Below are 14,532 nucleotides of genomic sequence, written 5' to 3'. Positions count from 1 at the left end.
GTGAAGGTGGAGACGATAATTCAACTGAACCGTCAAATCCGAATAACCCCCAAGGTGGTGGAGATGACTCAGAAGAAACCCCTAAACCAGAACAACCAAGTGGAGGTGGAGATGATAATTCAACAGAACCATCAAATCCGGATAACCCCCAAGGTGGTGGAGATGACTCAGAAGAAACCCCTAAACCAGAACAACCAAGTGAAGGCGGAGGAGATGACACAACAGAACCATCAAATCCGGATAACCCCCAAGGTGGTGGAGATGACTCAGAAGAAACCCCTAAACCAGAACAACCAAGTGAAGGCGGAGGAGATAACACAACAGAACCACCAAAGCCCAATAAACCACTGAACCCTGATATACCGTCTGGGCCTAACCAAAAAAAACAGGGCAGTACAAGTAATTCAACAAATAATTCGGTGAATCATTCTAACTCGGATAGTTCTCAAAATGAACACACATCTACAAACTTAAATAATGGTAAAAATCAAAACACAAACAATCAATATGCGCAATCAACTAAAAATATAGCTGGAAGTAACAATAATGCTGTGACTTATGGAGACTTGACGACAGAGAAACAAAGTCAAAGTTCAAATCAAGGTGACAGCAGATTAGTTAATAGATTTAATCAAATGTCTACAGGTTCTTTTAAATACAATCCTTTTATTTTGAACCAAGTTAAACAGCTTAATAATAATGTTGATAATGTATCTGATAAAGATATTTCGTCTATTATAAGACGTCAAAGTTTTGCAGATAATGCATTTTTGAATGAATTACAAAAAGGAACAAATTATTTTAAATTTCAATATTTTAATCCGTTAAAATCAAAAGATTATTATCAAAATTTAGACAAGCAAGTTTTGGCATTGATTACTGGAGCAATAGGATCTATGCCTGACTTAAAAAAACCAGAAAGCAAGAGTGCCGCATCTGGTAAATACGAATATCATTCAAGTAGTGATGAAGAAATGACGCAAACAAATGACAAGAATTCGAAAGAGACAATTGATATTAAATTCGAACGAACATTATTTGCTTTAATCACTGCAATAATGATGATTTTTATAGGTATAGTTGTAGGATATTTTGTTTATCGCAGAAATAAAAAAGAAAATTAATAACTTTTTGACACCCAACGTGTCATAGACAAATAAAAAATGGAAGAACTCATGTAATAAACATTGAGTTCTTCCATTTATTTATATAACTTAAAATTTAATTAAAGCATGAAGTTAAATATAAATGATGCAGTTTCTTGTAGTTCTTTTGTTTTTTCAGGTCCTAAATAAATTTGTACAATGGTGACAAAGCCATTTTGCATAATGTGTACAAGGATAGGAACCCATATACGTTTTGTATATACATACAATGCTGAGAAAATAAAACCCATACCGAAATAGATGATAAAGAATGATGGATCTCCATGTGCAGCACTAAAGATAATGGAGCTTACAATTCCAGCAATGAGAAATTTAAAAGTTTTATTACCTTTTAATAGATTGTATAATTCACCAAATATCACTTTTCTAAATAAGAATTCTTCTAGAATAGGTCCTACAACTGAAATTAATATGATGAATGTCGGTATTTCTTGTGCTATTTTCATCAATCTTTCTGTATTAGAGCTAGATTGAGGTGCGCCGAATACATACATATTTATCATTCCTGCAACAACTTGATAAATCATAACAATCATATAACCTACGATTGCCCAAAGGATAACATATCTTTTCTTTTCCTTAGTTTGTCGCTCTAGTTGCGTAGGATTGGCAATGAAAAAGTTTATTAGTATGATGAGTAAAGTAGCTATAATAAACAAGACCACTTGTGTATAAATATTAGCAAAGAGTATTTCTTTGCCACTTAAATTGTTAAATAAGCCTGCCATTTGTAAAAAAATCGGACCAAACTGTGCAAGGACATAAATAACTAATGTCAAAATGGACACCCATAAACGAGACATAATAAACCTCCAAAAATTAGAATATACTTTATTTTATCGTAAAATTGCTGTTCACACAAAATTTAGTGTAATGGTTTTAACTTGAAATATTGACCAATTTTGATTATTATAGAAAGTGTATTAGCACTCACAATGATTAAGTGCTAAAAATTTTAGTATTTTAAGGAGGAACAATCAATGTTAAAGCCATTAGGTAACCGAGTAATTATTCAAAAAACAGAACAAGAGCAAACAACTAAAAGTGGTATCGTTTTAACTGATAGCGCTAAAGAGAAATCAAATGAAGGTACGATAATTGCAGTAGGTGCAGGACGTATTTTAAAAGATGGTTCTCGAGTTGCTCCTGAAGTGAATGCAGGCGACAATGTTGTTTTCCAACAATTTGCTGGAACTGAAGTTAAGCGTGGGGACGACACATATTTAATCGTTAGCGAAGACGATATATTAGCAGTAATAGAAGAATAACCAAAATTAAAATTTAAAATATACAAATAATACGAACATCATGGAGGTAAAGTAATATGGCGAAAGATTTAAAATTTTCCGAAGACGCACGTCAATCTATGTTGAGAGGTGTAGATAAATTAGCTAACGCCGTGAAAGTTACAATTGGACCAAAAGGGCGTAATGTTGTATTAGATAAAGAATATACATCACCACTAATCACGAATGATGGTGTTACTATTGCAAAAGAAATTGAATTAGAAGATCCGTATGAAAATATGGGAGCGAAATTAGTACAAGAAGTTGCCAACAAAACGAATGAAATCGCGGGTGACGGAACAACTACTGCTACAGTATTAGCTCAAGCAATGATACAAGAAGGCTTGAAAAACGTAACAAGTGGTGCAAATCCTGTAGGTTTACGTCAAGGTATCGATAAAGCTGTAGACGTAGCTATCGATGCATTACAAGAAATTTCTCAAAACGTTGATAATAAAAATGAGATTGCACAAGTTGGATCAATTTCAGCAGCTGATGAAGAAATTGGTAAATATATTTCAGAAGCTATGGAAAAAGTAGGTAACGACGGTGTAATTACAATTGAAGAATCAAGTGGTTTTAATACTGAACTTGAAGTCGTTGAAGGTATGCAATTTGATCGTGGTTACCAATCTCCATACATGGTAACTGATTCAGATAAAATGGTTGCAGAACTTGAAAAACCATATATTTTAATTACAGATAAAAAGATTTCATCTTTCCAAGATATTCTGCCATTATTAGAACAAGTTGTTCAATCTAATAGACCTATTCTAATCGTAGCAGACGATGTCGAAGGCGATGCGTTAACAAATATTGTATTAAACCGTATGCGCGGTACATTTACTGCAGTGGCAGTTAAAGCACCTGGATTCGGTGATCGTCGTAAAGCGATGTTAGAAGACTTAGCTATCTTAACAGGGGCACAAGTGATTACTGATGACTTAGGCTTAGATTTAAAAGATGCAACAATTGATATGTTAGGCACTTCTAGCAAGGCAGAAATCACTAAAGATAATACAACAGTGGTTGATGGTAATGGAGACCAAAATAATATCGATGCACGTGTAAGTCAAATTAAATCTCAAATTGAAGAAACGGATTCTGAATTTGATAAAGAGAAATTACAAGAACGCTTAGCTAAATTAGCTGGAGGCGTAGCTGTAATTAAAGTTGGTGCAGCAAGTGAAACAGAATTAAAAGAACGTAAATTACGTATTGAAGATGCTTTGAACTCTACTAGAGCTGCTGTTGAAGAAGGTATTGTAGCCGGTGGTGGTACAGCATTTATGAATATTTATGATAAAGTTTCTAAAATTGAAGCTGAAGGCGATATTGCAACAGGCATCAACATTGTATTAAAAGCATTAGAATCTCCAGTTCGTCAAATTGCAGAAAACGCTGGTTTAGAAGGTTCGATTATTGTTGAAAGACTTAAAAATGCTGATGTAGGTATTGGTTTCAATGCCGCTACAAATGAATGGGTAAATATGCTGGATGCTGGTATCGTTGATCCAACTAAAGTTACACGTTCAGCGTTACAACATGCAGCAAGTGTAGCAGCAATGTTCTTAACAACTGAAGCGGTTGTCGCACATATTCCAGAAGAAAGCAGTAATGATGCGCAAGCAGGTATGGGCGGAATGCCAGGTATGATGTAATAGATTATAAACTTTAAAAACTAAAGTTTATAAAAAGTATTTAAATAATACTTGTAAGACGTTTTCCATTAAGTTACTTAACTTAGTGGAAGGCGTCTTTTTATGTAGAATGGTCTATAGTTTGATTTACATATATATAATAGATACATTGGGGCAAAGGAGGAATTTATTATGTTAAAAGATATCAATGAAATTGTTGTCCCAGATAGTAAAATAATCCAAGAAGCGCAAGATGTCGTTCATGATTATGGAAATGAATTAATATGGAATCATTCAAATAGAGTATACTTATTTGGTGGAATTAAAGGCATGCAAGATAATTTGAAATATGATAAAGAACTTTTATATATGTGTTCGCTCTTCCATGATTTAGGGTTAACGAATCAATATAGCAGTGATGATTTGAGGTTTGAAGTAGATGGCGCAAATGCAGTTCGCCAATTCTTAGATACACATAACTATAACGATCAAGATTTACAACTTGCTTGGGATTCAATTGCATTACACACAACGATAGGTGTAGCTGAACATAAAGAAAATAATGTTGCGTTATTATATCACGGCGTTGGCATGGATGTTATGAGTGACAATTGGGACCAATATTCAGATGAAATTAGAAAAGCAATCGTGAATAAATTTCCTCGAGGTAATTTTAAAAAAGATGTATTAAAAGCATTTTATGACGGGTTTAAGCATAAACCTGAAACGACTTTTGGCAATATCAAATCTGACGTTGTGAAATATTTTGAGCCTGAGTACCCTCAAAATAATTTTTGTTCGTGTGTCTTACGTTCAAAATGGGATAATTAAAACGATACTATACTTTAGTAATATTTAATTATTAACTCCTAAAGTAAAAACAATTGAATTCGAAAGCGACATATAGCACTATTTAACATGTATAATTAAAAAATTATTGATATAAACGTATTAAGTGAGTAAAAACAGCTTATTGAGGGTAGAGAAAGTAAGCATAAATATTATTCGCTACTTATAATTATTATTTATGTGAAGCTTTTTTAAGAAAGGGAGATTAGCTATGACAAAAAAATCAGTGTACGATGTGATTGATACAGGTATTAATTATTTAATATCAGATTATGACAAATGGAACATTGAAAGTATATTAGATAATGAAAGTGAACTCTTCCCGAATACGTTACATTGGCAATATGGTCACGTGTTAACTATTTTTGAATCTGCACTATCTTTAAGTGAACAAAATGAAGTAGACATCGAAAAATATACGCGCTTATTTGGCTATGGTTCTAATCCAGTTGATTGGGGCGACGAAGATATCCCAAGTGTGGATGAAATTATTGAAAATTTAAAAACGTTACCTGAACGTGCAAAAAAATTAACTGACCAACAATTGGAAGTTGAATTAACTGAAACAATTGCCGGTTGTAGTACGTTAGATGAGTTATTGATATTAAATGCAATTCATGTACCACTACATGCTGGTAAAATTGAGGAAATGGCACGCGTCCTGAAACAACAACGTTAATTTAAATAAAAAGGATGAAATCAGCATATACATGCGATTTCATCCTTTTTATTACTTATTTTATTTTTTTAAATCTTCAATTGCTTTGGCGATAGAATCAAATACATGTGGAATGTCATCTTTTTCTACACAACTGAAAGCAATACGAATATCTGTTGCATTAAGTGCAATGATACCAATAGAGTATTTATTAATTAAGTGTTGGCGTAACTGTTCAGGATCAACGTCTTTAACTTGTAATGCCATAAAATAGCCTGAGTTAAAATCATAAGCTTGCCAGTATGCCGCATATTTCTCATCATATACAACAGATTTCGTTATTTCATATCTTGCTTGTAATGTATCGATGTTGTGTTGAATTTCTTTATCAAAAGTTTCGTGATTTTCGAGCACGTATTTAACTGCGCTTTGCGAAGGTAAAGGGCCACTTGAAATGTTACTTCGAATTAATCCTTTGATTTTAGCTTCTAAAACTTGTTTTGTTGTATCGTTTCCGACACCAAAACTGATGAAACCTACACGTAAGCCCCATGCAAAGAATTCTTTTGTTGCGCCATCTAAACGAATTGGTAATAAGTTATCTAAATGTAAATTCGTTAATGCTGTAAATAATGACTGTGTATAAACATCTTCATAAAAGAGGCCATAGTATGCGTCGTCAACTAAAGCAATGACGTTTGTACCACGTTCTGCTAATGATTTTATTGCAGCGACAATAGTATTAACTTCATCTTTTGTTGGTGTGTAGCCCGTTGGATTATTTGGGTAATTTAATATCAAGATGACTTTGTCTTTATTATAATTTTCTAAAGTGTTAACTAAATTTTCTGTTGTAAAATGTCCTGCCTCGTCAAAAATATCATACGTTTCAATTTCAGCGCTATGTCTTGTACTATAAACGAGTTTATAATTGCCCCAATTATGCGTAGGAAGTAAGAGTGTATCACCACTATCGACGAACATGTCACCGACTAATGATAAGCCGTGAGTTAAAGCATTCGTAAGGATTGGTCTTGTCATGTCTTTTGCATCTAAATCTGGATTTTCTTTTAATGTTTTTTGTTGCCATAAATCACGAAGAGATTCTAAACCTTGTGGCGGAGCATAAGGGAAGATTTCATCTGGTTCTAATTGATCGAAAATGTCATTTAAAGTATTTGCATACATCTTGCTATCTTTATATGTTGCCATACCTATCGTGGCATTATATTGTGTAGATTTTGCTTCCGCAGATTGGGATAATATACCTTTCGGGTAATACATTAATTTCCCTAAGTCGGAAAGCATGTCTGCAACTTCTGGATTTGATTTAGATAATTGTTCGTTTAAATCTAAAGCTAAAGGATTCATAGTTGGTCAACCTCTCTTTACTTTTTCAATGATATCCTTATATTATCTTGAAACAGCATAAAATTAAAGTCTTGTGACTGTTTTAGACAGAAAATTTCAAAATTTAATTATTTACACGAACACACGTTCTGTTTTGTGTTAGAATACGGATAGGCCATCAAAAATCCTACATGGCACTTTTTTCTGTGGGAGGTGTAGTATGGTAGCGTGGTGGCAAGAAATGATTACAACTTTATTAACAGGTAGCTTACTTGTTGTATTCCGTGTTTGGTTAGAGAGTAAATGGAAGGACAAATAGGTGGCCTTACACAAAAAAGCCCCAAGTCTGATGACGCAGACTTGGGGTTGTGTAGTATAATCCGTGGATACAATTACAATTTTATCATCATAGGTAATAGACTGCAAACAATATATTTAAATGGGAATCATAGAAATAGTTACATATGCATCGATAATTTTTATGAAATGAATTGGTTTTAGAAATTAATGCCAAAGTTTGATACAATGATATTGTTTGAGGTGAAGAGAGTGAAACATTTAACTAAAATATTTGTCATAATGGCAATGATCTTACTCGTTGTAGGCTATTATTTACAGGCTACTGGCCACGAAGATTCTGGTATTAAATTATTAATTGCTGCAATAATGTTTATGGTTTGCGCTTTTATTGATCGAAATAATAAGCGTAAGAAAAAAGACAAGCAAAATAAGTAACATTGTTTGAACATGCTGTAAGAGAGATGAAGCGATATGCAAAATCTTACTTATAGCTTTTTTTATGTCAATTAATCCTTTTTGAGTGAGTACTTATATAGACGTTTGAACAAATTTGTACTTTACAAGTGTGTATACATTGTATATATTGTGTATATACAGTTGCAAGGGAGGACGTCCATGAAAATACTTTTGAAAAATAGTGGCGAACAGCCAATCTATGAACAGATTAAGCAACAAATCAAAGAAAATATTTTGAAAGGGTACGTTGCTCCTGGTGAACACTTACCTTCGATGAGGGAATTAGCACATGATTTGAGCGTTAGCGTTATAACTACGAAACGCGCATATGAAGATTTAGAAAAAGATGGTTTTGTATTTACTATTAGAGGTAAGGGTACATATGTGAAAGAACAAGATAGTTCAATTTTAAAAGAGAAACAGTTTATGGTGATTGAAACATTGGCTAAATCAATAAGCAAAGAAGCAAAAACCATAGGCATGCCACTTTCAGAATTACAAGAAATCTTAGAAATGATTTTTGAGGAGGACGATGAATGAACGCTATCGAATTAAATGCTGTAGATTATCAGTATAAAGAATTCAAGTTGAATGATATTAGTTTTCGTGTTCCTCAAGGATTTATAACTGGATTTATTGGTGCGAATGGTGTTGGTAAAACGACCATTATTAGAATGATTATGGATTTAATTGAGCCTGATGATGGCGATGTTCTAATCTTTAATCAAAAAATGAAAGTGCACCCTGAAGCTATAAAAAATAAAATTGGTTTCGTTTATTCTGAGTTGTATCTCAATGATAAATGGAATATCCAAAAAATCGAACAGTATGTTGCACCATTTTATAGTACATGGGATCGTCAGATATTTACATATTATCTTGAAAAATTCGATTTACCTTATAAGCGGAAAATCAAAACATTCTCAACTGGTATGAAGATGAAGTTGTCTATTGCTATTGCTTTTAGTCATCATGCTGAATTATTTATCTTAGATGAGCCAACGTCAGGGTTAGATCCAATCGTTCGAAACGAAGTTTTGGATGTAATTCAAAAAGAACTCATTGATGAAAAGAAAACAGTATTTATTTCCACTCATATCATTTCTGATTTAGAAAAAATCGCTGATTATTTAGTATATTTAAAAGATGGTGAAATTGTGCTGAATCAATTTTTAGATGATATTTTGAATAGATTCAAAGTGGTCAAAGGTGATATGCAGCAATTAGACGAAGAATTGATTCAATTAACATATTATATAGAAGAGAATAAAACAGGATATATCGCACTTACAGAACATGCTAATATATTTGATGAAATTTTTGGTAACAAGATTGCAATAACTAAGCCAACGATTGAAGATTTAATGGTTTACCTTGAAAAAGGAACCCAGAAGACTGAACATAAAAAATTATGAAACTTAACAACTGGGGGCATTAGATGAAAAATTTACTTATTAGAAATTTAAAATTACGTAAATGGACAATCATAATATATGCAATTTTATTATTGTTTTCTCCGCTGCAATTAATCATAATACCTAATAGTATTTTTACTAATGCTTTATATTCTGCAGTTGCGATGATATTACTTTTTATTTCTATATTAGATTCGGGTCATGTTTTCCGTTTTAATAGCAAGCTTGGTCACAGAATCGCCTATGAATTTTTTGGAAGTTTACCAGTTTCTAAAAAGGCTTTACTAAATGCTAATTATTTAACAGTAATTGTTTTTACATTGATTGGGGCAGTGATTTTATCTTTATATACTATGCCGAATTCTAATGTATCATCAAGTGATATAAATATTAATATTTCAATGCCATTTTCTTATATTGCGGTAAATTTCTTTGCGGTACCTATAGCATTTAAAAAATTCACAGAACAAAAAGCTGATTACATTTCTTATTTAATTTATATACTTACGATGGTTATTTTAATTCCTGTAATAGTTGTGCTGTTTGTGGTTGGAATATGTACATTGTTTAATTATAGTTTGGGCATATTAAATTATTTTGAAACTATTTTTAATTATGGATTTTTAACTTTAAGTATTATTTTATTTATAGCTAACTATATCATTCAATATAAAAAATTAACTTAATAATAAAAGGAGGCGCATTTATGCAATTAAAAGATATAACAAAGACGTATGGTAGTAATAATGTGTTAGACCACATCGATTTTGATTTTGGACAAAGCCAAATCGTAGGTTTAATTGGTAAAAATGGTGTCGGAAAAACAACGTTAATGAAAGTCATGAACGGAAATATTATCAAATATAAAGGCGAAGTAAAGGTAGGTAATAAAGATAATATAGGTTACCTTATTGAACATCCTAAATTGTACGATAATAAATCAGGTTTATATAACTTGAAACTATTTGCAAATGTATTAGGTGAGGGATTTGATAAAAAATACGCAAACCAAATTATTGATGCTTTTGGTATGAGACCTTATGTGAAGAAGAAAGTTAAAAAGTATTCAATGGGAATGAAACAAAAGTTAGCTATTGCTGTTTCATTAATGAACAAACCAAAGTACCTCATTTTAGATGAACCAACAAATGGTATGGACCCTGATGGATCAATTGATGTATTGAAAACAATTCAATCACTTGTGCAAGAACTAGATATGAAAATTTTGATTTCTAGTCATAAACTTGAGGATATTGAATTAATTTGTGATAGAGCAGTATTTTTACGTGATGGTAATTTTGTTCAAGATGTTGATATGAAAGAAGGAGCACCAACAGATTCTACAGTTTTAATTATAGAACAAAATAATTTCGATAGTGCTTTAGAATATTTAAATAAAAATTTCGATGTGATTCAATCTAAGAGGGAAAATGGAGAAATTATTATTAAAGCACAATCAAGTTATCAAAAAGTGCTTAAAGGTTTATCAAATATCGATGTTTTCCCTGAATTTATTGAAACACGTAAGAGTTCTTTACGTGATACTTACTTCAATATTAATCAGAAAGGTGGCCAATAATGAATAGTTTACAACTCGTAAAATATGATATTTATAGCATTATTAGAAGTCCATTAACGTATTTAGCATTACTCTTAACAATACTTCCGTTAATTGGATTCACAGTTTTATTTGTTCAGCAAACTGATAAAATAGACGGCAATATATTACTTGCAGTAGGTAGTTGGTTCTTTTCTATTATGGGCTTACTATTTGTAATCAAGACAATCACACGTGATATTTCACAAGGTACGATTCAATTATATATGAATAAAACGTCAAGCCGTGTGGGTTACGTTATCGCAAAAGTGATTTCAATTATACTGATTGCCTTAATTATTACAGCAATACTTGTTGGATTTGTATTAATCGTACAACAAATTGTTGACGGTAAAAATATAAAAGTTGATAAAATCTTTGAGTTACTTTGGTTCTTCATTCTATTCCATTTATTCTTTGGATTATTATTATATTTATTTTCATTAGTTGTACCAAAAACAGCCTTAATTTTTACTTTAGGTATATTCCTAGTATTACTTGTTCCATTTGCTGAACCATTTATACCTATGATTCCTAAATTTGGTGACAATATTCAAGATGCCTTGAAATATATTCCATTTAGTTACTTAACTTCTAAAACGACAACTGGTGATTACACATTCTCTAATTGGCAATGGTTTATTACTTCAGCATCGATTGTAGTACTATTTGTAGTTAATATATTCTATGTATCTAAAAAAGATATTTAAAATAAAGATAACCGAAGATTGAGTCATAAAAAAAGAGACGTATGAATTAACGGTTATAACACCTTAATCCATACGTCTTTTATTAATTTATAATTAGTTTATCTAGAATTGAATCATAAACATATTTCCACATTTGTGAGTCTGTTTTAAAGCGATTAGAAATAATTGCATATGATTCAGTCGATTTATCTTCAAATGTAGGATCATCTTTTGCAGGAAGTTTGGCACGAGTTTCCTCTACAAAATGTTGTACTTGTCTTGCACGCGGTCCCCAAACTGTTTGTTGTTCATAATCATCATTTAAAAATACAAATATAGGTATAGATCTAGCAGTACCATTTGTTAAGTATTGATCGATTAAGTCAGTGTTTTCATCACGATGAAAAACACGAGCTTCTATATTTAATGCTTCACTAATATGTTTAAGAATAGGGACGTTCATCATAGCATCTCCACACCAGTCTTCAGTGATAACTAGGACTTTGCTATAATTAGATCTTTTAATTTTTTCAAGACGACTATCATCCTCTGGTGTTGAGAATGAATTATATATTGATAGTAAATTCTCTTTGTTTTCAGTCATAGCTTCAATATATTGATCAAGCGGTTGACTGTTTTTGAAATAAGTTTCTAAACTTGTCATAATAGTTCCCCCTTTAATTGATTAGATATTATTATATCAATATTTTAATATGAAAGAAAATTATTAATACATATAAAAGTAATATGTTTTAAGATTTCTTGAGGGATGAAAGTAACAAATGCCTATGCTATATTTAAGAAGTAAAGTAGAGTGTGGTGACTACATTGAAAATACATAGACTACATAAACGTCTTATATTTTGTGTGTTTATAACAATGGTTATTGGGACATCGTTAGTGGTTAACTATATAAAGCAAGAACACTCGACCGATTTATCAAAACTGTCTATTGATTGTGTCAAAATAGGGTCTGAAATTAATTTTGATGAATACGTTGAAAAAGACGAAGTGATTTTAAAAAAACATCGTATTTATTCAAAAAGAGAGCATCCTAACTTAGTTTTCAAGGTGAATAAAAAGGACTCACAACTTACCGGTATCACCTTAACTAGTGATACTACAGCACAAACGAATTTTAATGGAACTATCAATAATAATGTTGAAAAAGTTATACAGACACTAGGAACACGTTATAAACAAAAAAAGTTGCGAAAAGGCTTTAATGCTATTATATATATAGATAAGAAAAATCAAATGAAGTTATTTATTATTTATAAACATGATAAAATAAAGAAAATTGAAATATATAAGAAATAAAAAATTAAAAATGACATTCCTATAAGGCGTGTCATTTTTAATTTTACATATACGTTTTGCTTCGAATCTTAAGTTTGAATGGCGGTAGATATTTTGGATAAAATCACTTTTTTAAATGAATTAGAGCAAGAATTAGATAAATTATCAAGAAGTGAACGCGATAAAGTGATGTATGAATATGAGGAATATTTTTTTGACCAAGAAAGTGAAGGGAAAAATGAATATCAAATCATTGGTGCTCTTGAATCTCCTAAAAATATAGGCAAGGAGCTTATGGCTCGAAATGCTATTGTATCTGCGGAGTTTCGCCCTAATATAAATACGATTGTGAGAGCAATTATGGCATCTCTGGGGATGGGCATATTATCATTAATCATTATTTTGATACCTATGATATTTGTTGGTATTTTCATGTTTGTACTATTACTTGTTGCATTATTTTTCTCTCTTAGTCCGCTATTATTGATTATCAACGGCATAATTAATGATAATTTTAGTTTTGCTATAAGTAACTATTTATTTGCAATTTCCTATACAGGATTAGGTATTTTATTATTTGTTATTATTGCAAAATTTGCTCAATTGGTTTATCGAGTGATTTTAAAATACTTACGTTGGAATATTAAAACAATTAAAGGAAGTGCAGTCGAATGAAGAAGTTATTTTTAAGCGGCTTAACATTATTTATCGTGTGCTTTCTTTTAGCTTGTGTCACTTGGTTTGGATTTGAAAAACAAAATAACCAACTCAATTCTGTTGATAAAGAAGTAAACGATAAAGATATAGAGAGTTTAAATATAGATAGTCAAAATAGTAAAGTTCAAGTTAAGCAAGGTGATAAATTTTCAGTGACCTATAAAGGGAAAAAGAACATTAATATTTCCAATAAAAACAAGACATTGCATGTTCATGAGACTGATAATACAGATGATCATTATGGACTGAATTTTAATCCGTTCAGACAGTTTGACGATGAGATGGTAGTGACTGTGCCAGACAAAAAACTAAATCATTTAAACGTATCTAGTAAGACGAATGTTATAAATATTGATAGTATTAATGCAAAAGATGCACATATTTCAATGAAGGCTAATGGTGGAGCACATGTATTTTTCAATCATGTAGCATTGGAAAAACTGTATTATAGAGGTGTGAACTCACCCATTGATATAAAGCACAGTCAAATTACTAATGCGAACATTAAAACCAAACAGGCGAGTATAACAAGTAAAAAATCATTAATTGAAAAGTCAGTGTTATTAGCTGATCACGGCAAAATTGATTTGAGTCGAATGGATATTGCATCACATTTTAGAGCTTCTACGGAATATGGTGATATTTTTATGTCATATGATGACGATCCTCAAAATACGTTGTTAAAATTGAATCCATCTAATGGAACTTCTGAAGTTATCAATAACAATTTTGAAGATAATAAGGTTGGATCAGGAAAACAGATTTTAGAATTTTATACAAATCATGGCGACATTTATATAAATTAATTTTATGTAATCATCAATAGAGAAAGCCAGAAAGTACATGTAATACGCACTTCCTGGCTTCAGAGCGTCGACTGGCAGTTTTTTGTGCACGCTTTCCACGGGCACAGCCTCAGCCTGTAGTCTTCGACTAGCGCTTTTTCCGCAGGACTCGGCCCAAATCACTGCCATTTTTAAAACAAAAATAATATAATCAATCATTCACAATTATTCATTGGTTGAACTTATATAAAGGCAAACGCAAAAATGAATATATAACTGAATTAGTAAAAAAGATTTATTCCATTTCGTATAAGAATTAAACAAT

At 31.4% G+C, this 14,532-nt stretch carries 18 protein-coding genes; 15 read left to right on the top strand and 3 right to left on the bottom strand.

The window, feature by feature from the left end; genetic code table 11:
- Positions 1 to 1,124, top strand: a 1,124-nt coding sequence (locus tag M4L39_RS13020) for an SdrH family protein (protein ID WP_277582403.1), incomplete at its 5' end; no start/stop codon positions are given.
- Between the two features lie 101 nt (positions 1,125 to 1,225).
- Here the strand turns inward: M4L39_RS13020 and mroQ are convergent.
- Entirely contained in the window at positions 1,226 to 1,969 is a 744-nt protein-coding gene (gene mroQ / locus M4L39_RS13015; RefSeq protein WP_277582402.1) for an intramembrane glutamic endopeptidase MroQ, read from the bottom strand.
- A gap of 177 nt (positions 1,970 to 2,146) precedes the next feature.
- On the opposite strand from mroQ, the gene groES reads away from it, so the two are divergent.
- The 4 genes from groES to M4L39_RS12995 all read left to right on the top strand — a co-directional run bounded on the left by groES (position 2,147) and on the right by M4L39_RS12995 (position 5,620).
- On the top strand, positions 2,147 to 2,434 hold the full coding sequence (gene groES, locus M4L39_RS13010) for a co-chaperone GroES (RefSeq protein ID WP_277582401.1): 288 nt from the start codon (positions 2,147 to 2,149) through the stop codon (positions 2,432 to 2,434).
- Positions 2,435 to 2,490: 56 nt separating this feature from the next.
- On the top strand, positions 2,491 to 4,113 hold the full coding sequence (gene groL / locus M4L39_RS13005; protein WP_046466286.1) for a chaperonin GroEL: 1,623 nt from the start codon (positions 2,491 to 2,493) through the stop codon (positions 4,111 to 4,113).
- 171 nt (positions 4,114 to 4,284) lie between these two features.
- Positions 4,285 to 4,923 (top strand): HD domain-containing protein, encoded by a 639-nt coding sequence (locus M4L39_RS13000; RefSeq protein WP_277582400.1) that lies wholly within the window; start codon positions 4,285 to 4,287, stop codon positions 4,921 to 4,923.
- 229 nt (positions 4,924 to 5,152) lie between these two features.
- The gene (locus M4L39_RS12995) at positions 5,153 to 5,620 is read left to right on the top strand and encodes a bacillithiol transferase BstA (RefSeq protein WP_277582399.1); all 468 of its coding nucleotides are present in this window, start codon (positions 5,153 to 5,155) and stop codon (positions 5,618 to 5,620) included.
- 60 nt (positions 5,621 to 5,680) lie between these two features.
- Here the strand turns inward: M4L39_RS12995 and M4L39_RS12990 are convergent, their stop codons facing one another.
- Positions 5,681 to 6,970 (bottom strand): aminotransferase class I/II-fold pyridoxal phosphate-dependent enzyme, encoded by a 1,290-nt coding sequence (locus M4L39_RS12990; protein WP_277582398.1) that lies wholly within the window; start codon positions 6,968 to 6,970, stop codon positions 5,681 to 5,683.
- A 199-nt stretch (positions 6,971 to 7,169) separates the two neighbouring features.
- Between M4L39_RS12990 and M4L39_RS12985 the strand changes: the two genes are divergently transcribed.
- The 7 genes from M4L39_RS12985 to pmtD all read left to right on the top strand — a co-directional run bounded on the left by M4L39_RS12985 (position 7,170) and on the right by pmtD (position 11,427).
- Complete coding sequence (locus M4L39_RS12985; protein ID WP_277582397.1) at positions 7,170 to 7,268, top strand: Trp-rich small protein; 99 nt, start codon at positions 7,170 to 7,172, stop codon at positions 7,266 to 7,268.
- A gap of 230 nt (positions 7,269 to 7,498) precedes the next feature.
- Entirely contained in the window at positions 7,499 to 7,684 is a 186-nt protein-coding gene (locus M4L39_RS12980) for an SE1626 family protein (RefSeq protein WP_277582396.1), read from the top strand.
- Between the two features lie 180 nt (positions 7,685 to 7,864).
- Positions 7,865 to 8,245, top strand: coding sequence for a PSM export ABC transporter transcriptional regulator PmtR (gene pmtR, locus M4L39_RS12975; protein WP_277582395.1), 381 nt, complete (start codon positions 7,865 to 7,867; stop codon positions 8,243 to 8,245).
- Positions 8,242 to 9,120 carry a phenol-soluble modulin export ABC transporter ATP-binding protein PmtA gene (gene pmtA, locus M4L39_RS12970; protein ID WP_277582394.1) on the top strand — a complete coding sequence of 293 codons (879 nt, stop codon included), beginning with the start codon at positions 8,242 to 8,244 and terminating at the stop codon, positions 9,118 to 9,120. Before pmtR ends, pmtA begins: the two co-directional genes overlap by 4 nt.
- Before the next feature lie 23 nt (positions 9,121 to 9,143).
- Entirely contained in the window at positions 9,144 to 9,806 is a 663-nt protein-coding gene (gene pmtB, locus M4L39_RS12965; RefSeq protein WP_277582393.1) for a phenol-soluble modulin export ABC transporter permease subunit PmtB, read from the top strand.
- A gap of 20 nt (positions 9,807 to 9,826) precedes the next feature.
- Positions 9,827 to 10,699, top strand: a complete 873-nt coding sequence (pmtC, locus tag M4L39_RS12960) for a phenol-soluble modulin export ABC transporter ATP-binding protein PmtC (protein WP_277582392.1) — start codon at positions 9,827 to 9,829, stop codon at positions 10,697 to 10,699.
- Positions 10,699 to 11,427, top strand: a complete 729-nt coding sequence (pmtD, locus tag M4L39_RS12955; RefSeq protein ID WP_277582391.1) for a phenol-soluble modulin export ABC transporter permease subunit PmtD — start codon at positions 10,699 to 10,701, stop codon at positions 11,425 to 11,427. The genes pmtC and pmtD overlap by 1 nt, the downstream gene beginning before the upstream one ends.
- Positions 11,428 to 11,509: 82 nt before the next feature.
- On the opposite strand, the gene M4L39_RS12950 is transcribed toward pmtD, so the two are convergent.
- Positions 11,510 to 12,070 (bottom strand): thioredoxin family protein, encoded by a 561-nt coding sequence (locus M4L39_RS12950; RefSeq protein ID WP_277582390.1) that lies wholly within the window; start codon positions 12,068 to 12,070, stop codon positions 11,510 to 11,512.
- Positions 12,071 to 12,285: 215 nt separating this feature from the next.
- Here M4L39_RS12950 and M4L39_RS12945 point away from each other — a divergent pair, with 215 nt between their 5' ends.
- The 3 genes from M4L39_RS12945 (at position 12,286) to M4L39_RS12935 (ending at position 14,228) form a co-directional block, all read left to right on the top strand.
- Positions 12,286 to 12,726 carry a hypothetical protein gene (locus M4L39_RS12945; RefSeq protein ID WP_277582389.1) on the top strand — a complete coding sequence of 147 codons (441 nt, stop codon included), beginning with the start codon at positions 12,286 to 12,288 and terminating at the stop codon, positions 12,724 to 12,726.
- A gap of 93 nt (positions 12,727 to 12,819) precedes the next feature.
- Positions 12,820 to 13,380, top strand: coding sequence for an HAAS signaling domain-containing protein (locus M4L39_RS12940; RefSeq protein WP_277582388.1), 561 nt, complete (start codon positions 12,820 to 12,822; stop codon positions 13,378 to 13,380).
- Entirely contained in the window at positions 13,377 to 14,228 is an 852-nt protein-coding gene (locus M4L39_RS12935; protein ID WP_277582387.1) for a DUF4097 family beta strand repeat-containing protein, read from the top strand. The genes M4L39_RS12940 and M4L39_RS12935 overlap by 4 nt, the downstream gene beginning before the upstream one ends.
- Positions 14,229 to 14,532: the final 304 nt, after the last annotated feature.

The sequence above is a fragment of the Staphylococcus equorum genome (assembly GCF_029531845.1).
Lineage (GTDB): Bacteria > Bacillota > Bacilli > Staphylococcales > Staphylococcaceae > Staphylococcus > Staphylococcus equorum_C.
Note: the sequence above shows the minus strand (reverse complement) of the source record. Positions and strands in the feature narration are given on the sequence as shown.

Excerpts from the sequence above, each read along its gene's own strand:
- mroQ (WP_277582402.1), bottom strand. The coding sequence starts at position 1,969 with ATGTCTCGTTTATGGGTGTCCATTTTGACATTAGTTATTTATGTCCTT.
- groES (WP_277582401.1), top strand. The coding sequence starts at position 2,147 with ATGTTAAAGCCATTAGGTAACCGAGTAATTATTCAAAAAACAGAACAA.
- groL (WP_046466286.1), top strand. The coding sequence starts at position 2,491 with ATGGCGAAAGATTTAAAATTTTCCGAAGACGCACGTCAATCTATGTTG.
- M4L39_RS13000 (WP_277582400.1), top strand. The coding sequence starts at position 4,285 with ATGTTAAAAGATATCAATGAAATTGTTGTCCCAGATAGTAAAATAATC.
- M4L39_RS12995 (WP_277582399.1), top strand. The coding sequence starts at position 5,153 with ATGACAAAAAAATCAGTGTACGATGTGATTGATACAGGTATTAATTAT.
- M4L39_RS12990 (WP_277582398.1), bottom strand. The coding sequence starts at position 6,970 with ATGAATCCTTTAGCTTTAGATTTAAACGAACAATTATCTAAATCAAAT.
- M4L39_RS12985 (WP_277582397.1), top strand. The coding sequence starts at position 7,170 with ATGGTAGCGTGGTGGCAAGAAATGATTACAACTTTATTAACAGGTAGC.
- pmtR (WP_277582395.1), top strand. The coding sequence starts at position 7,865 with ATGAAAATACTTTTGAAAAATAGTGGCGAACAGCCAATCTATGAACAG.
- pmtA (WP_277582394.1), top strand. The coding sequence starts at position 8,242 with ATGAACGCTATCGAATTAAATGCTGTAGATTATCAGTATAAAGAATTC.
- pmtB (WP_277582393.1), top strand. The coding sequence starts at position 9,144 with ATGAAAAATTTACTTATTAGAAATTTAAAATTACGTAAATGGACAATC.
- pmtC (WP_277582392.1), top strand. The coding sequence starts at position 9,827 with ATGCAATTAAAAGATATAACAAAGACGTATGGTAGTAATAATGTGTTA.
- pmtD (WP_277582391.1), top strand. The coding sequence starts at position 10,699 with ATGAATAGTTTACAACTCGTAAAATATGATATTTATAGCATTATTAGA.
- M4L39_RS12950 (WP_277582390.1), bottom strand. The coding sequence starts at position 12,070 with ATGACAAGTTTAGAAACTTATTTCAAAAACAGTCAACCGCTTGATCAA.
- M4L39_RS12945 (WP_277582389.1), top strand. The coding sequence starts at position 12,286 with ATGGTTATTGGGACATCGTTAGTGGTTAACTATATAAAGCAAGAACAC.
- M4L39_RS12935 (WP_277582387.1), top strand. The coding sequence starts at position 13,377 with ATGAAGAAGTTATTTTTAAGCGGCTTAACATTATTTATCGTGTGCTTT.